The organism is Bacteroidales bacterium (genome assembly GCA_023228145.1).
Classification (GTDB): Bacteria; Bacteroidota; Bacteroidia; order Bacteroidales; family CAIWKO01; genus CAIWKO01.
On record JALOBU010000005.1, the window covers coordinates 1 to 25,177 of the forward strand.

Genomic DNA, 25,177 nt, shown 5'->3' on the forward strand with positions numbered 1-25,177 from the left:
ATGGTATTTCTGGATTTGAAAAAATAATCCACCTTAATTTAACGTGCATCGTATATCCAAATCCTTGTAAAGGGATTTTGAATATTCAGATGAATAACTTTTCAGGCAATGACTTTTTAATAGAATTATTTAATATTAATGGTCAACTTGTTCATGCTGAGAAATATGAAAATAATAATTCAACATCTAATCAATTAAACCTCACAAATTATCCCAAAGGCTTTTATCTGTTGCGAATATGTGCTAATAACCAAACAATCATTAAAAAAATTATCTATTATTAAACCAATTAAGATGAAAAACAAAAAATCATTCTTTTACTTACTTCTGACGTTTGCACTTTTTTGCATTGTTGATAGTAATCAAGCTCAAACACAATCAATGCTTCTACCCATAAGCGGCTCATCAACTCTATCCGGGCCCACTAAAGTAATAAATTTCACTGATAATACAAATCCAGTGATGACAAATTTACCTGCACATTCTTTTTCGGTTCCTGGCGTTCCACAAACACAAGTAAATCCACACATTGAACAGCATTTAGAATTTGCCATCCCCTCCATGAACGAAAAATACCTCGGCCAGCACCCGATGTATGCCCAGCAAGTGGTGCATGATAAGGATGGAAAAATCAGTGAACAGTTATCAGTTAACAGTTAAAAGAAAAAATCAATTTATGAACACAAAAAACTTTTTACTTATCGCAACGCTTTTGCTTTCGCAAATTGCAGATGCGCAAACCATGTTTCAGAAACATTATGGTGGTCAATACGACGATGGCGGAGGCAGTGTTTTACAAACAGATGACGGAGGTTATATTGTCGCTGCGCAAACATTTAGCTTTGGAACTGGCACAAGTGATATTTATATTATTAAAACGGATGCTTTTGGAAATGAAATTTGGTCAAAGGTTTATGGCGGAAATGGTTGGGATGCTCCCTTTGGAATAATACCCGCAAATAACACTGGTTATATTATTGTTGGCCAAACTTCTAGTTTTGGTGCGGGAGCATCAGATGCTTTTTTGATGAAAATTAGTTTAAATGGTGATTCAGTATGGTTTAAAACTTATGGAGGGATTAAGGATGACGGAGCCAATAGTATAGATATTTGCACTGATAGTGGTTTTATTATTTGCGGAACGACTTGCAGCTATTCAAATGTGTTTTCAGCAGCTTATTTAATAAAAACTAACTCAAACGGTGATACTATATGGACAAGAACTTATGAAGAAAAGGATTACAATAATGCAAGTAGTATAATAACAACCCATGATGGAGGTTTTTTATTAGCTGGTATTGCTGAAACGGGGGGTGCACTCGGGGCTGATGGTTTAGTAATAAGAACAAACAGTAATGGCGATACTCTTTGGATGAAAATTTACGGAGGGCTTTCATATGATAATTTTTCTTCAGTATGTGAAGATAATAATGGTAATTTTCTCTTATGTGGAACTACTTATAATTTAGTATCAGGAAGCTATGATGCTTATATCTTAAAAATAAACTCAAATGGACAAGAATTGTGGAGTAAAACTTATGGTGGTTTTGATGTTGATAATGCAGGTTCAATAAAACATACTAATGACAATGCATTTATAATTGCTGGTTCAACCGAAAGCTACGGAGTTGGAGGGAAAGATGTTTTATTATTGAAAATAGACCAAAACGGAGACACCTTATGGTCAAAAACATTTGGTGGAACATCAGATGATGTTGCGGGGAGTGTACGACAAACAAATGATAATGGATTTATTATTACCGGTTACACAAAAAGCTTTAGTGCAAATAGTGATGTGTATCTAATAAAAACAGATGCCAATGGTTATTCCGGATTTGAAAAAATAATAAATATTAATAAAACACTCGCAGTTTTTCCAAATCCTTCAAATGGTTTGTTTTATATAAAAATTCCTGAAAGTCCAATAAGCAATCCTATAGTTGAAGTATATAACATTCAGGGGCAAAGAATTTTTGAAAATCAATTTTTCGGAATTATATCTGACAAAATAGAAATTAATATCAGAAACAATTCCAAAGGCATTTATATTATTTGTATTAAAAATAATAACTATTATAAATCAAGTAAAATAGTTATTAATTAAATCCGAAAACGATGAAAACACACAATTTGTTAAGCAAAACAATTATCATGTTGCTTCTTGCATGGCAATCAATGGCAATTGCACAAAACCAGTCAATATTGCTTCCTTTTTCAGGGGATACTTATCCTGCAACAGGATCGAAAACGCTAAACTTCATAAATTCAACGAATCCGGTTATATCAACCTTACCCAAACATATCTTTTATACAGACGTTAATCAGACAATTGAAGGTGACCCACATGATGAAGGAGATTTACACGCACCAGCAACTGACCCAAACAACCTTTACCTTTTCAACGAAAAATACCTCGGCCAGCACCCGATGTTTGCACAAACTGTGGTCCATGATAAAGACGGGAACATTTTATTCTCTATCATTGACTATAATATCTATAACAGGTATGGAGAATACTTTTCTTTAGCTAACGATTTTCAATTAGATTATTATCTGACTCGTTTTATAAATCCAACTTCCGCTTATACAAGCCTTGACCCGGAAATTGTGGTTTTTCCAATTTATAAAGAAGAAGAGGGGGGAGCGCCTGCATGTTATAAATATGGCATAATATACTCGTTTTTTACACGAACCAATTCAATCTCATTTGGTATATGCTATAGAACCCTGCAGTACGTTAATGACCAGGAAATTGTATTATCAGACCCAATTAGTTTAAATCAGACCTTCCAGGATGCTATAGTGAACTTTGTAGGTTTTTCGCCTGGCGGGTGGTGTGATGATGAGTCACATAGGAACTTGGCAATTGTGGAAATTGGGAACAATGAACATATGTTATTTATTCGTCTGTGGCATTTTCTGTGTGCAGTTAAGATATTTGATAACGGAATGATTGCCGACAATATTCACGTTGAAAATATCTTACAGGGCATGTATGTACAAGAACAAAAGAATCAGCCAGCTTCTGAAATGGAAGCCGTTTTTTATAATAATTATTTCTATGTCGGTTTGGGGTCTTGTTATAAAAACCCTGACAACCCTGTAAGCGGCAGCTATGCTCATGTTTGTATCTTGAAATTCGATAATAATTTAAGCTTAGAAAGCGGTTATCCGATTAACCATTGGATGCCACAGGGGAACAGCTCGCCGGAACGCATCAAGGGGCTTGAGTTTTCACCGAATTGCGACAGGCTGTTTGTTACTTACTCGGGTCAAAACAATTTGTATGCAATTAATACATCCGGTGCTATAAGCAACACCATTATGAATAATCCAGATTTTACTGCCGACCTTTATCAATACTCTGAAATTGAAACGGGCGCTGATGGAAATTTGTATTATTTACATGCTGAAAATAACGAAACCGGTGGAATTTCTCAGTATAACCCAAATTCTAATCAGTGGGCAACAAATGACCTGCAGGGGGTGAATAAGGTATATTTCTCACATGATTATGGCCAGGTTGGAGATCCGGATGCAAAAATACTTCTTTTTCAGGACCAGAGGGATTATGGGGATTATTCTCTGTATTTTAATAATATGAGTCAAAGCTGCTGTATTGATCATATTTATTACAGCAATTGGCCTAATATGGAGGATGATGCAATATGGGATATGGCAACCAATCCATTTCCTGACTTTAATGGCGTGGTTCGTATCAATGAGGATGTGGTAGTTCCCGCAGGCCGCGAGCTTACTATCAGGAATATGATATTTAAGTTTAGTGCCGGGAAAAAGCTGATAGTTGAACCTGGGGCAAAACTGGTACTTGATAATTCTACGATGACATCAGTTGATGATTGTGGTCTTCATAACCTCTGGCAGGGAATCGAAGTACAGGGCAACAGTACCCTAAGCCAATATCCGCAGTTAGTAGGTGGTAGTTGGGTTTTGGATCAGGGGAAAGTAGAGATAATAAACGGTAGTACCATCGAAAATGCGGTATGCGGTATTAAAACAATAAATGCTGACGGCACTGCTTCCGGCGGAATAATCCGTGCTAATGATGCAACATTTCATAATTGTAAAACAGCCATTGAATTTATGCCCTATCAGAACCATCATCCGACAAACCCCACCTTGAAATTAACGAACTTCAGTTTAATTAGCCAATGCACCTTTGAAACCGATGATAACCTTTATGCACAGGGCGCTGAGCCAGTAGCTTTTATTTCTTTAGCAGGCGTGCAGGGTGTAAAAATATATGGGAATACCTTTACGAACACCATCACACAAAACTACATCAACCGCGGTATAGGCATTTTGAGCACCTATTCGAGTTTTTATTTATTGCCTGTTTGTACATCACAGATGTATCCTTGTCCAGAGGAAAATTATAAAAAGAATACATTTAATGGCCTGCAATATGGGGTATGGGCAAGTTCACCGGCTTCACAATTTAATATTAAAATAAAAAATTGTATTTTCACTCGTAATTTCGGGAGTATTTCACTAAATGGAATAACCAATGCGGAAGTAATTGATAATTACATAGATGTCGGGCCAAGGTCTTTTTCAGGTGATGCGCCTTGGGACTTGTCGTATGGTTTGATGTTGGAACAATGCACAGGATATACTGTTGAAGAAAATAATTTTTTAACCAATGACAATGGTTCCTATGGTGTAATTGTAAGGAACTCGGGTCCTTCTCCGAATATAATTTATAGAAATACTTTTGATGGTTCTATTATACCTTTTCATGTGGAAGGAAAAAATGGTTTTTCTTCAATGATATTGCGCAGTGATAACGGAGATATTGCGTTACCTACTTTTTCCGGGTTGGTATTAAAGTGTAACGATTTTCAAGGTACAAATAATGAACTTTGGGATATTGAAATACCATGGGGTAGTATTTCCCCTTTCCAGGGAAGTTGTTATAATGATCAAACACCGGCAGGAAATCAATTTGACCATCCTGTTGGTCCTTATGGAAGAATAGCTGTAAACTATTATGTTTCACCTTTCACCTATTTTCATCATAGCGATCAAATTACGACTCCTTATATTTCGTCGTTTTTTATTAATTCATATCATGTTATTACATTAAATCCTTGCGGACCAATGTCGGAAAACACATGCCTTTCAAATTTCTCGAACTGTAATCCAGTCTGCTTAATAAATAATATTAATTTCTATTCAAGCGTATTGGCGCCTTGGAAGAATCAAATTATCAAAGGCAACAATCAAAATTTATTAAACAGAGTAATGACGGTTAATACAGCCGGAGGAATATCGTTTGCAGCATTAAGAGATACACTTTTGAGAGTTTCTCCGTATGTGTCGGATACTATCCTTATTGCTGCCATTGAAAAATATGACACCCTCGAACCGGAAATGTTGAAAGATATCATAGTTGCAAATTCACCGCTTACTTATAAAGTAAAAACGGTATTGGATACAAAGGCATTGCCCGATAGGGTAAAACAAGCAATTGATTCAGTTCAAAATGGTATTTCTGCAAGGAACGAACTGGAGGCGAAGATATCAGACACCGCCATGCTGATGGGATTAGCGGAAAATGAACTGATGCGGCAATATATGAATGATACCACAATAGTTGGAATTGATAGTGTTATTTCGTATTTTTTACAAAAAAAAGACAATATTTCAAGAAAGATTTTGGTACAAGCTTATTATTCAAAAGGAGACAGTTCAAATTTAATTTTGGCATTGGATTCCCTGAGATTGCAAACAATTGATGACACTCTGTTCAAGGAATTCTACAGCCTGATGGCAGATTTTTGTACTAACAAAAATTTATTGTATAACATTGATTCAATACAGGAACAGACGATAAGAAATATTGCATCTTCTAAAACAGAAGCGACCGTTTTTGCACAAACTGTGCTGGCAATGGTTTACAAAGAAATTCCTTCAATAGAATTAGAAAAAATATATATACCAGATAGCCTTAGCATTCATGGGTACCTTAGGAGCGACAGTTTATGCAGCGGATTACCCTTAGCCGGTGATACTATTTTTTTATTGGATGCAGATACCAACAGGATAACTTTTTTAACACCTGTTATAACAGATAGTGCAGGCTATTTTGCATTTTACCTGCCAGAACTCTTACAATTGAGTGATAACGCATCATATGGCTTTGGCACAACATACGCAGCGCCTGTAAAGAACTTTGAATTGAAAACCATCGAACAGTGGATTGCGGCAAGTCCTTTAAATCTGACACTAAGGAAAACCGAGGCAGATTTTATTTATGATACAATACGATGCTATGCAGGCAGTGTCCATTTTACCTCAATCGTTACAGACGGAAAAAAACCATATACGTATAGTTGGGATTTCGGCAACGACAGCGTTTCGACGAGCCCAAACCCAGCCATGCTCTTTGATACTACAGGGGCTTATCATGTTACACTTGTAGTTTCAAGTACAGACGGATGTACTGATACTGTTGATAAGACGGTTATTGTAAATCCTTTACCTGAAATTACAATAACGACATCAGATTCAACTATCTGTAAAGGAGATAGTGCAATATTGACTGGCTCCGGTGGTGCAACTTATTTGTGGAGTACTTCAGATACATCAGCGGTTATTACTATTGCCCCCGATTTAACTACCACATATACGGTAACAGTTACAAGTGCGGAAGGATGTACTAATACTGCAAGTTTTACAATTACTGTAAATTCTTTACCCACCGCTGCAATTAATTCATCAGATTCTACAATTTGTGCCGGGGATAGTGTAACTTTGACTGCATCGGGAGGTGTTACTTATTTATGGAACACGGCTGATACTACAGCAGCAATTATTGTTGTCCCCAATACAACTACCACATATACCGTAACCGTGACAAGCACAGAGGAATGTATAGATTCAGCAAACAAAACCGTTACTGTAAATATTTTGCCGACTGCTGCAATAACTCCGGCATCTTCATCTATATGCACCGGGGATAGTGTAACATTAACTGCATCGGGAGGTGTTACTTATTTATGGAACACCGCTGATACAGCGACAGTTATTACTGTTGTCCCCGATTCAACTACTACCTATAAAGTAACAGTGCTAAGTGCAGAAGGATGTGAAGACAGCGATACTGCAACGATTACAATTGATTGTGCCAGTATCACCGGGAGAACCATGTATGCAGGAAAGGCAAATGTCAACACGGCGCCTAACCCGCCAACATATAACTCAAGAACTTATGACATTAATAAAGAAATTGTAATACTGAAGAATCAGTCAGGCACCGAAATAGCCCGTGACACCTCGGATGCAAACGGCGCTTTTTCATTTACTAATGTGGATAATGGCACTTATACTTTGTTTTATGACAAATACACCGCAGATACGATGCAGTGGTGTAATAATGTGAACGCAGTGGATATAGCCTTGATCAAGTATTTAATTGCCAGTGATACCACTACAGACCCTTCGAGAAACTTCTCAAGGATATATAAAAAATCGGCGGATGTTGACAATAACGGTACCGTGGATTCAATTGATAGAGCAAGAATACAAGCCAAGGTAGCTTTCCCCAGCGATCCTACTAAAAACTTTCCAAAGGGAAACTGGGTGAATCTGGATACAACGGTTATCGTTAATGGCGCTAACCTTAATGTGACAATTCCTGTCATCAGCTATGGCGATTACAATGCTTCCAGCAGTAAATACAAAGATTCTGCTAATACATGGTCGCAGGTAAAATCTTTAACAGATGAGAACATTATCACTATTTCTGATGAAAGCCTGATACTTAATAACACCGGAATAATAGCAATCCCCCTTCAAATAAGCTCATCGCTGGATGATTTTGCTGCCATGAGTCTGGAATTATTTTATCCAAAAGAAAAGTTTAAATTAGTGAGTGCTTCTATGCCAAACACCAGCGATAGCAATGGGGTGTTTAAGATTAATCCTACCTTACAAGAAATTATTGATAATAACAATGATTTGCTGGTAACGGATGATAGCGGGATCATCAGGGTGGTGTTTGCCACAACTAATTTCTTTGATGTTACCAATAACGATATTATGATCTACCTTGGATTCCGCCCGCTTTATGAGCTGAAATCGGGAGAGCTAAATTTTAAACTATTCGGAACAGGAATAATTACAGACCAATATGGTAAAGAGGCAAAAGATATGGATTACCTTTTGATGCCCAAAATTTTCGTTCAGGGTAATCACACTGAAGCCGGGTTTGACTTTACGGGCTACCCAAATCCATTTAACAACAGTACAACGTTAACCTATAATTTACCTAAAAACGGAACGGTAAAACTCAGGGTTTATAATGTCTTTGGCGTATGTGTTTCCGAACTTGTAAATGAGGAACAAATGAGTGGAAAACACAGCGTTGTTTTTTCTGCAAAGAACCAACCGGCAGGTATGTATTCCTTCCGACTTGATTTTACCGGTGAAAACGATTCAAATTGTGTGGTATTGAAGATGATTTATTATAAATAAAATAGTATGCAACAAGTAATAATTCAGAAAGGCTGGACTATTACTTGTTGTTTATCTGATTGTTAGTGAGTAAAAGCATCGGCTGTTTGCCAAACCCTTCAATGATGACAAGGGTGTACCTAAACTACTCCCCATCGGTATTACAAATTGTAGTTGCTCATTAATCTCCCCTGTTAAGTCATCCCTGAAAAGGTTCCGACTCAAGCGGTCTTCTGTTTTGATCAATGGAATTGGCTCTTGTAGGGTTCGGCTGATGTTGGATAGCTTTACATCCTTTGAGGCCTGAATGCCGTATAGCATTTCTTTAACTAAACGTTTTTGAGTTTTACACAAATTTTTTGAGATTGTTCCTGAAAATTTGTTGCGTTGTAACTTTTTTGAGGAAACTCCAGAAATAATACATTTACATTTTATTTTTATGAATGGTTTTAAAATTTTGTTTGTTTTTATATATTTGCAAAAACAAATCATTAAACAATAACGATGTTCGAGAATCTGAGTGAAAAGTTTGACAGGGCGTTTAAAATTATAAAAGGCCAGGGGCATATTACTGAAATTAATGTTGCAGAGTCGTTGAAAGAAGTGAGAAAAGCATTGCTTGATGCCGATGTTAGCTATAAAATTGCAAAAAATTTCACCGAGGAAGTCAAGGCGAAAGCTTTAGGGCAAAATGTGCTGACCGCTGTTTCGCCCGGGCAACTTATGGTAAAAATTGTTCATGATGAACTCACACAACTCATGGGTAACGAAAAATCAGATATCAACATCAAGCAAAACCCGTCTGTAATTCTGATTTCCGGCCTCCAGGGCTCAGGGAAAACCACTTTCTCAGCGAAACTTGCAAATTACCTTAAAACAAAAAAGAATAAAAATCCCCTTCTCGTTGCTTGTGATGTTTACAGGCCTGCCGCCATTGAACAGTTGAAAGTCCTCGGGCAGCAAATTGATGTAAAAGTTTTCAGTGATACCGAAGACAACAAACCTGTTTCTCTTGCTAAAAAAGCCATCAGCCATGCCAAAGATATGGGCTTCAATGTTGTAATCATTGATACGGCCGGACGCCTTGCCATAGATGAAGAGATGATGAACGAGATATCTAATATCAAAAAAGCTGTAAACCCTCATGAAATTTTATTTGTGGTTGATGCCATGACAGGGCAAGATGCAGTGAACACAGCAAAAGCTTTTAACGATGTGTTGAACTACGATGGTGTTGTCCTGACAAAACTTGACGGGGACACCCGCGGTGGAGCAGCACTCACAATAAGGGCTGTAGTGAATAAACCTGTGAAGTTTGTCGGACTCGGGGAAAAAATGGATGCCATTGATGTTTTCTATCCTGAACGTATGGCCAGCCGCATCCTCGGCATGGGAGATATTGTATCTCTGGTTGAAAAAGCTCAGGAACAATTTGATGCCGAAGAAGCTCAGAAATTGCAAAAGAAAATTGCAAAAAATCAATTTAATTTCAACGATTTTATAAATCAGATACGACAGATAAAGAAAATGGGCAACATCAAAGACCTGGTGGGAATGATTCCAGGAATGGATAAGGCGATGAAGGATGTTGACATTGACGATAATGCTTTTAAAGGAATAGAATCCATCATAGGTTCAATGACACCACTGGAAAGGGAAAACCCTGACATAATTAACGGGAGCAGGCGTAAACGCATATCTCTTGGCAGCGGCACTTCGATACAGGAAGTAAACCGGCTGATAAAACAATTTGAAGACACACGAAAAGTGATGCGCTCCATGAGCCAGGCAGGGAAAAATCCTGTAAAACAAATGAGAAATATGAGGCAAATGATGAGAAAGTAAGACAAAATATTTATAAGAGAAATAAATTTAATGCATAAATAGCTTTTCAGTATATCAATAAAAAAATTTTATAAGTATTAATTTAAAAATATAATATTATGAAAAAAGTTTTTATGTTCATTTTTGCAATATTGATGATATATCATTTGCAAGTTTTTTCACAGCCGGGTTCTTCCTGTACAGACCCTTATGTAATAACGACACTGCCTTTTAATCAGAGCAGTATGACCACATCGGGCTTTCCCGATATATTTGATAATACAGATGCCTGCAACAGCGATTATATGACAGGAAATGATTTCATTTTTAGTTATACTCCTTCTGTTAGTCAGTATATTAATATAACACTATCCGGTACTGGGATAGGTGTAGGACTTTTTGTAACTAACGGTTGCCCCGACCCAAGTGGGATTTGCGTGGCAGAAAATGAAGCCATATTAGGAAACCCTGTCTTAACTAATGTTTTGCTTATCGGCGGAACAACTTATTTTATTATTGTATCCACATGGGATCCTATTTATAATTACATTCCCAATCCTTCAACTAATTTCAGCATTGATATAACAATGGAAAACCCTTTTAACCTGGCAATTGATGAAATTGTGAGTCCGGTTTCTTCCTGTGGTCTGACTAGCACTGAAAATGTTGAAATCAGTATTACAAATTACAGTTTAGTGCCCCTCGACAGCATAGCTGTGGAATACACTATCAACGGTATTATTCAGGCAACCGATACCATTTTCGACACCATAGACCCGAGCAGCACGCTAAATCATATTTTTTCTGTGCAGGCTGACCTTTCTCAGACAAACACATCTTATATACTTAAAACATACATAAAATTTACTGATGACAACCCTGTAGATGACACTACGACAGCCTCCATTACCAATTCCGTTTTGATAGATGCTTTCCCCTATTTTGAAGATTTCGAAACCGACAATGGCGGTTACGGCTCTGGTGGAACAAATTCTTCCTGGGCTTGGGGCGAACCTGACAAAACTGTGATTACTAATGCTTCTTCTCCCACCAAATGCTGGGTAACAAACCTGGTAGGCAACTATAATCAGAATGAAATATCACATTTATTATTCCCCTGCCTTGATTTCTCATCTTTAAGTGCACCTGTTATAGAATTTGACTTATGGGTAGTCACTTCAGGATTGTTAGACTACTGTCGTTTGGAATACTCAAAAGACAATGGTTCGAGCTGGCATACTGTCGGGCAGCAAGGTGACCCTATCAATTGGTACGATAGCGACAATGGCTGGTCAACAGCTCAGGCAAATTTTGTAACAGTACGCCATCGGATTGACAGCCTGGCTGGAGTTGCCAATGCCAAGCTACGACTGTACTTTTTCGGAAGCCTTGTTACTCAAGCCGATGGTATAGCTTTTGACGACATAAAAATTTATCAGGCTCCGGCATTCGACCTTGGTATTTCACAGGTTGTTTCGCCTGTAACATCTTGCGGTCTAACAGACAGCGAATATTTTGAAGCAAAGATTAATAATTATGGAGCAGACCCGCAAAGTAATTTCTTTGTTGCTTATTCTGTCAACGGCGCTCCATCAACTCCCGAACAAATAACAACAACCATTGACCCCGGAGAATCATTATTATATACTTTTACAACCCCCGTTGATATGTCTGTTATGCAACAATACAACATCCTTTGTTACACAAGCAATGCCGGTGATGCAGACCCTAGCAACGATACAACAGCCCTAACAATTAACAATTTACTCAGTGTAAGCACCTATCCTTATCTGCAAGATTTTGAAAACAGTGACGGAGGATGGGTAGGCGGCGGCGTTAATTCATCGTGGGCATGGGGCGAGCCTATAAAACCTGTGATTAATCATGCAGCATCACCAACAAAATGCTGGACTACAAATCTCACGGCTACTTCTAATATTCTCGAAAATTCATATCTGACCGGCCCGTGTTTTGATTTTTCAACACTTACACTGCCCGAAATTGACTTTAATATATGGTATGCCACATCCACTTTTGCACCCGGAACAGACAGTATTGTCCTAAAAGTTTCTGTTGATAGTGGGGCAACATGGACCCGTGTGGGCAGTATGGGCCAGGGAACCAATTGGTACAATACTCCTGACGGATGGAGCGGCAATTCCGGCGGATGGATACATGCCAAGCATGTTTTGACAGGTACCGGCGGTGAACAAAATGTACAACTGAGGTTTTATTTCTTCGGACCGTTATCAATCCCGGTTGATGGGCTGGCTATTGATGACATTCATATTCGTGAATCCCCTCAAAATGATTTAGGTGTTGTAGAAATTACAGCCCCTCAAAATGGATGCAACCTTAGCATCAATGAATTCGTCAGCATTCGTTATCACAATTACGGGCAAGTTACGCAAAACGATTTTGAGTTAAGTTACCAGGTTGATAACGGCCCTTGGGTAACACAAACCATGACATGGGACATTTATGCTGGGGAAACCATTTACCACACTTTCAGCCAGACCTACGATTTTTCAGCGCTGGCCTCATACACCATAAGAGCCACCACAGGCCTTGCAAACGATGAAGACCATTCCAATGATACAATATCCGTAACCATAGTTAATGAACCCGCAATTGACACTTTCCCCTTCGTTGACGACTTTGAATCCGATGATGGAGGATGGTATACTGCAGGAAATTCAAGCTGGGCATGGGGAGTTCCGGCAAGTGTTACACTCAACTATGCACATTCACCTGTCAATGTTTGGAAGACTAACCTGACAGGAAATGCCCTTACCAGCGAAGATTCATACCTTTACAGCCCTTGTTTTGACTTAAGTAATATGAGCGTACCTACCATTGAACTATATGTTTGGCATTCTACAATGCCTATGATGGGCTCTGCCGGCACACTTGAAGTATCAGTTGATGGCGGCGTATATTGGTCTGTGGTGGGCTACAATGATTTTACCAACTGGTATATTCAGGATATGACCGGAACAAATAATGGCTGGACAGGAGCTTCCTCAGGCTGGACATATAAAAAACATATACTTGATGGCTGCGCTTTCGAGTCCTCAGTAAAACTTAGAATACATTATAAACCCGGGCAAGTTGCCATAACACCCGAAGAAGGCCTTGCTATTGACGATATCAGAATCTTTGACGATTGCACCCCGCCCGATGCTAACTTTTCTTACTCTGCAAGCGGAACCAATGTTGTCTTTACCAACCTTACCACTGGCGGCACAGACTATTATTGGGAGTTCGGTGATGGAAACACCAGCCAGAACGCAAGCCCCGCACATATTTATTCTGACCTGGGTGTCTATAGTGTTACTCTCATTGCCAGCAATATTTGTGGCTCTGACACTTCAGAGCAGCTTATAGATATTACCAGTATTGACGAGAATGACTTCAATACATATATTAATTGCTCCCCTAATCCCAACAATGGAACATTTACACTTACTATTAATACGGCAGTTCACGAAAATATCTTGTTGGAAATTAATGATATGAAAGGAAGCACCGTGTATTCAGAAATATTAAAACCGAGTAATAGCGGAATTATTAAACAATTTAACTTTTCAGAACTCGGTAAAGGTGTTTATTTCATGAAACTGCAAGGCGAAATTATTCAAGCTTTTAAGAAAATTGTAATCAAATAACCTACTTCTTGCTTTGTAAATAAAATAAAACAAGTATAAAAGAGTAAATAATTTCCTTAAAATTTTATAAAATCATAATCACATGAACAAGTATTTCGTTCACGATGGTAAGAACCAAACAGGCCCTTTTACCCTTGAGGAATTAGCCAGCCAAAAAATTACCGCGAATACTATGGTATGGTGCGAAGGCATGAGTGACTGGGCAGAAGCTTCCAAAGTGGAAGAGTTAAAGTCTTTGTTGCCATCCACACCTCCTCCTTTGAAAACTTCAAGCACTCCTCCACCTTTAAAAATCAAAACTCCCCAAACTGCCGCAGAAGACAAATCAAAAAAGAAAAAACTTTTATATATACTTATTGGTGCAGGAGCAGGAGCAATTCTTATTACTGTGCTGGCGACACTGTTAATAGTGAAATCATGCAATTCAGAGAAAAGCAATAAGGGAGATGAAGAGTTTGGAAATAATGATAATACGGAGCAAATTGACGAGGGCACCATGGGAACTTCTGAGGGTGATGAAGGCGGAAAAAATGGTAAAGTTTCAGATGATGCAAAATTACAGGATAATAAATCTAAAGAGCAGAAAGAAGAAGCCGAAAAAGAGGCTTACCGAAAAAACTGGCGTAAATATGTATATGCCAAAAGCGATTATCAAACAGGACCCTTCAATAGTTTGATAAACCCCACAGTGACCGTAACCAATAGTTTACCTTATTTTGTAAATAAAGTAACTGTTGTAGTAACTTATTATCTATTTAATGGTGAAAAAGCAAAAACAGAAACCCTTACATATTATAACCTGAACGCCCATGGCAGTGAGCTTAAAAATACCCCGCCACCGAGCCCGGGTTGTTCATCAATAAAATCGTATATCACACATATTGAGTCAAGCTCACTTGGCCTTAATTCGAATTAAAGTAGTATGAATAAGGTTTCGTAAACAACCTTATAAGTAATTATAACTTCATTAAGGGAACGTAGTCCATCCTCTTCAGAATTGCCTGCCTGTACCTTAAGGTGTATTTAGAGGGATTGATAACCCTGAACTTTCGTGGATTGGGTAAAACAGCAATAAGAGATGCAGCTTCATAAGGGGTTAATTTTGATGAATGCTTTCCGAAATATTTCAAAGAAGCAGCTTCTGCGCCATATATTCCAGGCCCGAATTCCACCACGTTAAGATACATTTCCATGATGCGTTTTTTACCCCATACTATTTCTATTAATACCGTAAACCATGCTTCCAACCCCTTGCGAAGATAATCCCTGTGCGGCCATAAAAAAACATTTTTAGCCGTTTGCTGACTTATGGTGCTGCCGCCTTTGATGCGCTTTGTATTTTTTTGATTCGAATAATAGGCCTTCTTTATTGCCTTAAAGTCAAAGCCATTATGCTCCAGAAAATTATAGTCCTCTGCTGCTATAGCAGCTCTGAACAGGTTGGAAGACATTTTTTCAATTTGCACCCATTTGTAAGCACTTTCAACTTTCTTGTCATAACCCCGCAAAACCATAATTGGTGTGGCTATAGGGTGTACAAACTTATAGGTAAGAACAGGAATAAAAGTAATTATAAAAAAAATAAATAAAAGCCAAAGTAGAAATCTTATAACCCTATTTCTCTTTTTTCTCTTTTTCATTTATTTTCTCTGCAAAACTTTCTGCACAGCATTAACAATATTAATGGTATCAAGGCCGTATTTTGTCATTAGTTCAGCGGGAGTTCCGCTCTCACCAAACTTATCATCCACAGCCACCATTTCCAAAGGGGCAGGAAATTTTTTCACAAGCAACTGTGCGATGCTATCGCCCATCCCACCGTTCATCAAATGCTCTTCGGCAGTAACCACACATTTGGTTTTAGCAACGGAACTCAAAATTGCTTCTTCATCAAGAGGTTTGATAGTATGAATATTAATAAGTTCCGCGCTTATGCCTTTCTCAATCAGGATTTTTACAGCTTCCAGCGCTTTCCAAACTAAATGCCCTACGGCAAAAATGCTGACATCAGTTCCTTCAGATAATTTAAGGGCTTTGCCAATAATGAAGCGCTCATCCGCTGGAATAAACACAGGCACTTTAGGCCTTCCAAAACGCAGATAAACAGGCCCGATATGTTCAGCGATAGCTTTTGTGGCAGCCTTAGTTTGGTTAAAGTCACAGGTATTAATTACCACCATGTTCGGCAGCATTTTCATCAGGCCGATATCCTCCATAATCTGGTGAGTGGCACCATCTTCTCCGAGAGTTATACCTGCATGCGATGCGCATATTTTTACATTTTTATTCGAATATGCCACCGACTGCCTTATCTGGTCATAAACCCTTCCTGTGGAAAAATTGGCAAATGTACCCGTAAAAGGTATTTTACCTGCAATGGCAAGTCCTGAGGCTATCCCAATCATATTGGCTTCGGCTATCCCTACTTGAATAAATCGTTCGGGAAATTCTTTGGCAAAATCACCCATCTTTAATGAGCCTGTTAGGTCGGCACAAAGCGCAATAATATTAGAATTGGTTCTTCCCAATTCAAGCAATGCTTCTCCAAAACCCGAACGGGTATCTTTTTCTCCGGTTTTCTGAAATCTGTTCATGTTTTTTATTATTATTCACAGATATTGCAGATATTTTGAGGATAAATAATCCATCATCATCTGCATCATCTTCGGATTCTATAACATATATTAATAAAAATTTACACGTGTTGTAACTCCTGATTCAATTTTAAATGCTTTATCAATAGTATAAAAAGTGTGTGTTGCTCGTTTTGACCGGAAAATGATACGGTATTTGCCAGGCAAGATGTAGAGGGTTTCCTGAAGACCTTCCTCATTCAGTTTATATATCCAGGTAAGTTTGTTGTTTTCTTCAAGATAGAGGTCTCCGTATCCGCGCATACTAGCCTGTATCACAGCAATGCCGGGCATAGGAATCTCTACGGAAGTAGTATAACTTTGTTTGATGTCCACATCGGAAATATACATTCTCGGCAAACAAAGCACTTCAAGGTCGTACTTTCCTATAATGTATTTCGTTTTCTGGTCGAAGGACTGCACATTCAGTGTTTCCATTTTCCCCTTCTGGCGCACAATACATTGAAGGTTTTTTATTGTAGGATACTTCCCTCCTATTTTCAACTCGAGAGTTCCCTGTGGTGTGCTGAGAGCGATGGTAGTATGTTTCCCGGGAGTGATGGCTATACTATCACTGCTCACAGAGGGTATAGTATGTACCACAATGTCGTATGCCAGCAACGGGTCAAGCATAAGGGTGTCGGGAGAGCCTTCATTATTAAGGGTATGTACGAAATTGTATTTAATTGTCTTTGAAAAATTATCGTATAATGTCATACCAACGTTTGTCTCTGTTGGATTCCCTTCTGAATCCAGCAGGTTAATCTGTGCTGTTGTAGAGTTAAGCGCCTGAGAAATTACTACATTCAATGCTTTGCTAAATTCACTTTCTGTAGCAGCGTCGAAATATGTTCCCACGCAATCAAAAGATTCTTTAAAGCTTTTACCTATACCTATAATAAAAGGCTTGAGAATTATTCCTTTCTTTTGAAGGGCTTGTGACACTGCGCAAGGGTCTCCACCACATTCTTCCAAACCGTCAGTAATCAGAATAATTATGTTCCTGCAATTTTCACAAGGGGTAAAATCACTGCCGGCAGCTTCGAGAGATGCGGCTATGGGTGTTGTGCCCCGTGGATTAACCATTTTTAATTTATGTTTAATTTTTTCGGCATTATCAAATCCAAGAGGTATTTCTAATTTGCTGTCATCGCAATCCTGAGGTGGATAATATTTTTGATGCCCGTAAATCCTTAAGCCCAACTGCAGGTCAGTAATATTTTTCAAGCTATCGAGTAACTCCGACATCAACTTGCTTGCGATGGAAATTTTGCGGTCGCTTTGCCATGTTCCCAGCATACTCTGTGATGCGTCATACACAAACAAAATTCTTGTTGTAGGCTTTGGTTTGGGTTTTTCTTTTTCTGTAATTGTTACTTGTGCAGTCGTATAAAAAAAATTTAAAACAACTAATACAATGAAAAAAATATTTTTACGAAGCATATTCATGACAACAAGAATTAATAATCGCCCAGTGTTTCAGGCAATTGAGCCAATGCCAGTTTCAGCTGTTCATCGTTAGGTGCTATTCCATGCCATTTGTGTGTGCCCATCATAAAATCAACTCCATAACCCATTTCTGTTTTCATAATGATAACGACAGGAACCCCTTTAAAGGTATTCGCTTTTGCAATTATTAACATATCCAGAATTTCAGAGATGTCGTTACCATTCATTTCAAATACTTTCCATCCAAAAGCAGTAAACTTTGCTTTAATATCACCTAAAGAAAGTACATCATCCGTGTTACCTTCTATTTGCCTTCCGTTGTAATCAATAATGCTGATGATATTGTCAATTTTTTTTGCAGAAGCAAACATTATGGCCTCCCAAATTTGGCCTTCCTGTATTTCTCCGTCACCATGCAGGCAGTAAACAATATGATTGTCTTTTTCAAGTTTTTTTGCAATGGCCATACCTATCGCTACCGACATGCCTTGCCCCAGAGAGCCGGAAGCTACTCTGACGCCTTTAGTTTTTTCAGCCGTTGTGGGATGCCCCTGTAATGATGAATTTAGTTTGCGAAATGTTGCCAAATCCTTTATTTCAAAATATCCTGAACGTGCCAGTACACTATACCATGCAGCAGAAAGGTGTCCGTTCGAAAGGAAAAAAACATCTTCATTCCGGCCTTCCATGCTAAATGGTTGAGGGATATGCTCCATTACAGAAAAATATAGACAGGTCAGTAAATCAGAACACCCAAGCGAACCTCCGGGATGTCCTGAATTGACAGCATGTATCATACGCAGTAAATCGCGCCGCACTTGTGTCGCAATTTTTTTAAGTTCGTCAACCGTACGCATAAATATTTTTTTTCAAATATAATTTTTTAATTCACCTTAAACATCATTGTTAAAAAGTAATTGAATAAGTTTTTATGGCATTGATTATCAGTAGACTATTTTACAAAACCAAAAGCATTTATAAAATTAATACTTTTGTAAAAAAAATTATATGGGATTGAACTGTGGAATTGTGGGATTAGCCAATTGCGGCAAAACTACTATTTTCAATTGTATGTCAAGTACCAAAGCACAGACAAGTAACTTTGCTTTCACTTCCAATAAATCAAATCATGCTATCATCAATGTACCTGACGACCGTTTGTACGTGCTTGCCAAGCTTGTGAAAGCAGCAAAAGTAGTGCACGCCACAGTTGAAATTGTTGACATTCCAGGTTTAACAAAAGGAGCAAGCCAGGGAGAAGGCATGGGGAATTCCTTTCTCGCTGACATTCGTCAAACGGAAGCAATAATTCATGTGATACGCTGCTTTGATGATGTAAATCTGCCACATATTGAAGGTTCGGTAAATCCTGTCAGGGATAAGGAAATTATTGACCTTGAATTACAGATTAACGATCTGGAACAGGTGGAGCGAAAAATGCAACGTGTTGATAAAGCTGCCAAAACGGGTGATAAAGAGGCCAAACATCTTTTTGAAGTTCTCAAGTTGTATAAAAATCACCTTGAATCATTTCAATCAGCAAGAACACTTTCAATACCTGACGAAGAAAGAAAACTTGTCAGAGACCTCTGCTTGCTAACAGAAAAGCCTGTCATGTACGTATGTAATGTTGATGATGCTTCAGCAAGTACCGGGAATACTTATTCCGAACAATTGAAAGAATCTGTAAAAAATGAAAACACCGAAGTACTCGTCATAGCCGGAAAACTGGAGGCGGAAATTTATGAATTGGAATCGGAAGAAGACCGCATGGCGTTTCTTAATGATGTAGGCCTGACGGAGCCCGGAGTAAACAAACTCATCAAATCGGCATATCATCTGCTAAATCTTCGAACATTTTTTACTGCAGGCCCCAAAGAATCAAAAGCCTGGACAATAAAAACAGGGATGAGCGCCCCGCAGGCCTCTGGAGTTATTCATTCCGACCTTGAAAAAGGATTTATACGTGCAGAAGTGATGAAGTACGATGATTTTGTAAAACTTGGTTCTGAAAGCGCTTGCAAAGAAGCAGGGAAATTTAATGTTGAAGGGAAAAATTACATTGTTGAAGAAGGAGATATCATGCATATCCGCTTCAATGTGTGAGCGACTATCGACAAAATCGAAGCTTATCCCGCATATTCGCTTTACCTAGTTCATCCGCTTTTCTCCAGTCAGCGCAGGCTTTTTCATGCTCATTGATCGATTGATAAAGATTTCCCCGGTTTGCATAAGCGTCTGTAAAAGCAGGATTAATTTCTATCGCTTTGTTGTAATCAGCTATCGCACCCTGATAGTCAAGTGTACTGAATTTTAAATTTGCACGGTAATAATAAGGTTGGTCGAACAATGGATCCAACTCAATGGCTTTGTTAAAATCTTTTATTGCCTCTTCAATTGAATGGCTGTACATCTTGCGTATTCCGCTCTTGTTAAATTCAATTGCCTTCTCATGTTTTGATGTACAAGAACAAAGTAAAACAATACTTATCGCAATAAAAAATACTTTTTTCATTTTTGAAGTTTTCTATTGCAAAGTAAATATTTATTTAAGCAAATAAAAACTTTTTAAATAAAAAAAGCTCCCTAAGGAGCTTAAAAAATGAAAATCAAAATAATTATTTTTTCCATTTACGATATTCATCAAGCAGGCTTGCCGAAGACTCTGAGGGCTTGCTGACACTTGTTGACACAATGAGTTTCTTGAGTTTTGATGGCCATAATACTACAGGCATAACATCGCCACCGTAAGAGCCATTGGACTCAATGTAACTTTCTCCATCCACAGAACTGGCGTAAAACATAAATGGACTTTTTTTATCGAACTGATAAAGTCTCGCTGCCTGCAGATTCGGAAAATTCATTATCACTTCGCCACACAAAACACCATTCTCTTCATAAAGACGCTTTGAAATATTTTGTGCTTCCGGATATGATTCTTCAATCTTGCTGCCATTAATATAACTGCTCAATAACTCGTCAAAATCCTGTACCCTGGTATATCCAGCCGAATCCTCATCGGACATAATGTTGATATATTTTATAGTCAGTTTCCCTGAATTTTTACCGGTAAATTCAAAAGTGTATTGCTTACGCTCAACAGTAAGGCAACTTACCATAAAAAACACAAAAACTCCGATAGCCAGTAATAAAAAAATTCTTTTCATATTATTTGTTTTTTAAAAGCCGGAAGCAATCCTTTCTCCTGTAATGAGCCCGCCAGCCTTTGGTTAATAATTTATTTTTAAGGATTTGAAACATACAGGAATTTCTTTTCAAATATAGTAATAATTTTGCATGTACATTTGTAACCAATAAAAAATAAGTTTTATATGAAAATTTCTATAGAAATGAGTTATTATCCGCTTACAGAAGAATACAAACCTGAAATTCTTGATTTTATTAAGCGCATTAATACATACAAAGAACTTGTAGCTATTACAAACGGAATGAGTACGCAGATTTTTGGCGAATACCGATATGTGATGAACGCTATTACCAACGAAATTGAAAAATCATTTGAACTGCCACATTCCGTATTTATAATGAAAGTTATTAATGCAGATTTGCAGACGATAATTTAGATATAACAATAGCCAGAAGCCAATTATCGTTGGCATTTGGCTATTGACCCCAAAATAAAATGAACTGGATTACCGAACACTATATTGAGGTCACTGCCGCTATACTTGGAATCACCGGAGTGTTTCTCACTACCAGGCAAAACATCTGGTGCTGGCCCATAGGCTTGCTGAATGTAACACTATCCATATATGTATTTTTTATTGAAAAGTTATATGCAGATGTGATATTGCAGTTTTTTTACCTGGGAATGACATTATATGGATGGTACAATTGGATTTTTGGAGGGAAAAAGAAATATGAATTGCCGGTGCGCAGAATCAAAGGCAGAGAAGTGAGTGTTATGCTAATCATCGGGATTATTTTTTCTTTTGCCATGGGTTACATTATTGCTAATTATACCGATGCTGCATATCCTTACTGGGATTCAAACCTGACGGTGTGGGGTATCATTGCCACCTATGCCATGGCAAAAAAAATACTTGCACATTGGTTGATGTGGATAATTATTGATATAAATTGTACCGCTCTGTATTTTATTAAGCAGATGTATGCATTTTCACCTTTATATTTTATTTTTACTTTACTTGCTGTTTACGGATACTTTCAATGGAAAAAAGATTACAAAACCGAATATTCCGTATAGCTGTCACCGGACCTGAATCTACAGGAAAATCTGAATTGTCCGAACAACTGGCTAAGCATTATAAAACCATATTTGTTCCGGAATATGCCAGAGAATACATAAGCCAGCTTGGCAGGGAATATAAATACAAAGATCTTGAAATCATTGCCCGGGAACAAATAAACCTTCAAAATAAAGCTGAACATAAAGCAAATAAAATACTTATTTGCGATACAGAGCTCACTGTGATTAAAATCTGGTCAGAACACAAATTCAATAAATGCTCTGAATGGATAACAAAAAACTTCATAAAAAATACTTACGACCTGTATTTACTTTGCAATATTGACTTGCCTTGGGAATATGACCCTCTGCGAGAACATCCTCACCTGCGTAAGCATTTTTTCGACTGCTATGAAAATGAGCTAAGAAAAAGAGATGTCAGGTATATTATTATCAGTGGTAAAGGAAAAAAAAGATTACAAAATGCCATCAAAGAAATTGAGAAAGTTTTTTCTGATTTTAGAGTATAAAAAATATATTTTAAACATTAGTTTATTAACTTTGTAAAAAAGTTTTTAATGAAATATTGCATTCAGTTATTGTTTTTATTGTTATCATTTTCTTCTTACGCACAGATAGTGATTGACAGCACCGATATGCCTGACCCCGGAGATACGATAACCCGCAGATTTACTTATGACCTCAATAGTTTAAACTATCAACAAACGGATACCGCCTGTACTTGGGATTTTTCATCATTATCATCCGATTATTTAGTCAGCGACTCCTTTGTTACTGTGGGATCAACTGATTTTGCCTATGAAGTGATGTTTAACAATTTCTTATACCCGCAAAACAGGGCAACTGTTGCTTTACCACAGGAATCGCAAAACATTCCTTTTATTGATATTGAAATCACTGAAAGGTATAATTTTTATAAAAACACACATACACGTTTTACTATGTTGGGCATAGGTGCCAAAATAAACGACATTCCTATGCCCCTGAAATATAGCAATCCTGAAGTTTTATATAAATTTCCGATAACCTACAATAACCGTGACACCTCTGATTCTGAATATCATGCAAACATTCCGGGCATGGGATATTATGGTCAAAAAATCCATCGCGAGAATCACGTGGACGGATGGGGCACTTTGTTTCTGCCTGCAGATACTTTTGAAGTCATACGCGTAAAGTCAAAAGTAATTTATTCTGATACCATTTATTCGGATTCACTTGGATTCGGATACGAATTTGACCGCACTGAAACAGAATACAAATGGTTTGCAAAAGGTTTTCATGGCCCCGTGCTTCAGATAACAAAACAAGAATATGGCTTGGCTTCAGCAAAGTTTTATTACAATCCACCTCCGGACTTATCAATAAAACAAACAGAAACCGAAGAAATAATAAAAATTAACCCCAACCCTGCCAATGATTTCATACATATTTATTTCCCCAACTCCCCGGATGATTTCAGTATCATCATTACAGATATTACAGGCAGAGAAAAAGTTTGTTATGATTACCAACAGAATCAACAAAACCTTAACATCTCTGTGGCAAAACTTACAAAGGGATTGTACTTTTTAAGCATCGTAACACCTGATATTAAACTCACTAAAAAGTTTATAAAACTATAAGCTAAATTATTTTATAATTTTATCCAGAACACTTTTTGCAGCATATTTATAAAGCAACAAGTTCATCATTTTCAGCTTCACGTAATCCTCACTCATAAAACGGTATCCTTCGGGTTTTTTCCCAAAAACACCCGCCCCGGAGTCTTTGATGAGAAACCAGTATTTTCCCTCATAAATACAGTACCCGACGAGTTCCATACAGTGGTCGTCAGTAGTTCTTTCATCTGAAAGGCGCATCTGGCGGGAGTTGTCGTTAATGTATTCGGAAGGTATATCAAAACTCGGAATGATGCATGTTCGGTTTTTTGAGTCTATGCCCGGCTCACTCACATCGCCGCAAATACATATAGTATAGCCATTTTTTACCGCATCGGTAATAATTCGCATGTAATCATCAAGGCAAACATTGTAATAGTCTTGACTGTGCCACCAATTATCTTTTTCAACCAGTTCTCCTTTCTGATTAAAGGGCGCACTTTGGGTTGACATAAAACTGAAATAATCAGAAGGAATGATTTTTAGGTATTCTTTTAAAAAGGTTTCAGGAGAATAAGCTACACCATCGTATTGGAATTGTGCCGGTGGCTCTCCCATATATGAATTCAAAATTGACTTAATTGTATTTAATACTTCCTGCTCATTCCAAAAATTATCCTCTTTAACCTTTTCAAGATATGAAAGAATAGTTTCTATCATCACACTGTGGTCATATACTCTCTGCTCCGAAAGCAATCCGGAGTATGCGCTGTAGGGTACTATCCCATGCAATTTCATCATCCTGACCAGTGCATTGGATTCGGAACCTTCGGCATAATATGTTTTACCTCTTGTTTTTACAAAGTCCCTTGCACGTTCTATATAATCATAATAAACAACATACATCTCCGATAGTTTAACTTTAATTTTATACTGCCTGTAAATATCCGACTCCATCATAGCTATCGAACCAAAAGCCCAGCAGGTTCCTGTATTACCTTGAGATACCGCAGGGTTATGCCACATTTTTGTATACAAAGACGTGTCGTTTGGGTAAATATTTTCACCATTAACAACAGACAAATATTTGTAAGGTTCATAAAGAGTATTATTTTTAATAAGCTCCCTGAGAATAACATTTTCATAATACCCGGGGACATATTCCTTAAAAACGGCTTTATCTTTTTTTAGTGGTTGTTGTGCTTGTAATTGCATTGCTGTCATCAGCAACAAAGCAAGAATATTAAGATTTTTTTTCATACCAGAAGTTTTATACTTATATTTGAAATAAAA

Annotated in this window: 19 protein-coding genes; 12 read left to right on the top strand and 7 right to left on the bottom strand. The window is 37.7% G+C overall.

From position 1 onward, the window contains the following. From M0R16_03520 to M0R16_03550, 7 genes are all read left to right on the top strand, one after another. Positions 1-284 (top strand): T9SS type A sorting domain-containing protein (locus tag M0R16_03520; protein MCK9611951.1); only part of this gene is annotated, 284 nt, incomplete at its 5' end. Positions 285-381: 97 nt separating this feature from the next. Continuing rightward, the gene (locus tag M0R16_03525) at positions 382-660 is read left to right on the top strand and encodes a hypothetical protein (GenBank protein MCK9611952.1); all 279 of its coding nucleotides are present in this window, start codon (positions 382-384) and stop codon (positions 658-660) included. A 16-nt stretch (positions 661-676) separates the two neighbouring features. Beyond that, the gene (locus M0R16_03530) at positions 677-2,104 is read left to right on the top strand and encodes a T9SS type A sorting domain-containing protein (GenBank protein MCK9611953.1); all 1,428 of its coding nucleotides are present in this window, start codon (positions 677-679) and stop codon (positions 2,102-2,104) included. 11 nt (positions 2,105-2,115) lie between these two features. After that, the gene (locus tag M0R16_03535) at positions 2,116-8,499 is read left to right on the top strand and encodes a PKD domain-containing protein (protein ID MCK9611954.1); all 6,384 of its coding nucleotides are present in this window, start codon (positions 2,116-2,118) and stop codon (positions 8,497-8,499) included. Positions 8,500-8,982: 483 nt separating this feature from the next. Further along, positions 8,983-10,323: a signal recognition particle protein gene (ffh, locus tag M0R16_03540; GenBank protein ID MCK9611955.1), complete on the top strand. Its 1,341-nt coding sequence runs from the start codon at positions 8,983-8,985 to the stop codon at positions 10,321-10,323. Positions 10,324-10,421: 98 nt separating this feature from the next. After that, positions 10,422-13,970 carry a PKD domain-containing protein gene (locus tag M0R16_03545; protein ID MCK9611956.1) on the top strand — a complete coding sequence of 1,183 codons (3,549 nt, stop codon included), beginning with the start codon at positions 10,422-10,424 and terminating at the stop codon, positions 13,968-13,970. Between the two features lie 82 nt (positions 13,971-14,052). After that, positions 14,053-14,886, top strand: a complete 834-nt coding sequence (locus tag M0R16_03550) for a DUF4339 domain-containing protein (GenBank protein MCK9611957.1) — start codon at positions 14,053-14,055, stop codon at positions 14,884-14,886. A 40-nt stretch (positions 14,887-14,926) separates the two neighbouring features. On the opposite strand, the gene mtgA is transcribed toward M0R16_03550, so the two are convergent. The 4 genes from mtgA to M0R16_03570 form a co-directional block, all read right to left on the bottom strand. Continuing rightward, entirely contained in the window at positions 14,927-15,610 is a 684-nt protein-coding gene (gene mtgA / locus M0R16_03555) for a monofunctional biosynthetic peptidoglycan transglycosylase (GenBank protein ID MCK9611958.1), read from the bottom strand. Beyond that, entirely contained in the window at positions 15,611-16,564 is a 954-nt protein-coding gene (locus M0R16_03560) for a transketolase family protein (GenBank protein ID MCK9611959.1), read from the bottom strand. 90 nt (positions 16,565-16,654) lie between these two features. After that, positions 16,655-18,052 (bottom strand): VWA domain-containing protein, encoded by a 1,398-nt coding sequence (locus M0R16_03565; GenBank protein ID MCK9611960.1) that lies wholly within the window; start codon positions 18,050-18,052, stop codon positions 16,655-16,657. A gap of 11 nt (positions 18,053-18,063) precedes the next feature. Continuing rightward, positions 18,064-18,909 (bottom strand): transketolase, encoded by an 846-nt coding sequence (locus M0R16_03570; GenBank protein MCK9611961.1) that lies wholly within the window; start codon positions 18,907-18,909, stop codon positions 18,064-18,066. Positions 18,910-19,060: 151 nt separating this feature from the next. Between M0R16_03570 and ychF the strand changes: the two genes are divergently transcribed. Next, positions 19,061-20,158, top strand: coding sequence for a redox-regulated ATPase YchF (gene ychF / locus M0R16_03575; GenBank protein ID MCK9611962.1), 1,098 nt, complete (start codon positions 19,061-19,063; stop codon positions 20,156-20,158). A 4-nt stretch (positions 20,159-20,162) separates the two neighbouring features. On the opposite strand, the gene M0R16_03580 is transcribed toward ychF, so the two are convergent. Then, positions 20,163-20,567 (bottom strand): tetratricopeptide repeat protein, encoded by a 405-nt coding sequence (locus tag M0R16_03580; protein ID MCK9611963.1) that lies wholly within the window; start codon positions 20,565-20,567, stop codon positions 20,163-20,165. 103 nt (positions 20,568-20,670) lie between these two features. Further along, positions 20,671-21,219, bottom strand: a complete 549-nt coding sequence (locus M0R16_03585; protein ID MCK9611964.1) for a hypothetical protein — start codon at positions 21,217-21,219, stop codon at positions 20,671-20,673. Between the two features lie 165 nt (positions 21,220-21,384). Between M0R16_03585 and M0R16_03590 the strand changes: the two genes are divergently transcribed. From M0R16_03590 to M0R16_03605, 4 genes are read left to right on the top strand one after another with little or no spacing between them, the layout of a single operon-like run. Next, positions 21,385-21,636 carry a hypothetical protein gene (locus M0R16_03590; protein MCK9611965.1) on the top strand — a complete coding sequence of 84 codons (252 nt, stop codon included), beginning with the start codon at positions 21,385-21,387 and terminating at the stop codon, positions 21,634-21,636. A gap of 59 nt (positions 21,637-21,695) precedes the next feature. Further along, on the top strand, positions 21,696-22,280 hold the full coding sequence (gene pnuC, locus M0R16_03595; GenBank protein ID MCK9611966.1) for a nicotinamide riboside transporter PnuC: 585 nt from the start codon (positions 21,696-21,698) through the stop codon (positions 22,278-22,280). Next, the gene (locus M0R16_03600; GenBank protein ID MCK9611967.1) at positions 22,244-22,792 is read left to right on the top strand and encodes an ATP-binding protein; all 549 of its coding nucleotides are present in this window, start codon (positions 22,244-22,246) and stop codon (positions 22,790-22,792) included. Before pnuC ends, M0R16_03600 begins: the two co-directional genes overlap by 37 nt. A gap of 48 nt (positions 22,793-22,840) precedes the next feature. Next, positions 22,841-23,908: a T9SS type A sorting domain-containing protein gene (locus M0R16_03605; GenBank protein MCK9611968.1), complete on the top strand. Its 1,068-nt coding sequence runs from the start codon at positions 22,841-22,843 to the stop codon at positions 23,906-23,908. A 6-nt stretch (positions 23,909-23,914) separates the two neighbouring features. On the opposite strand, the gene M0R16_03610 is transcribed toward M0R16_03605, so the two are convergent. Further along, complete coding sequence (locus tag M0R16_03610) at positions 23,915-25,144, bottom strand: hypothetical protein (protein MCK9611969.1); 1,230 nt, start codon at positions 25,142-25,144, stop codon at positions 23,915-23,917. Positions 25,145-25,177: the final 33 nt, after the last annotated feature.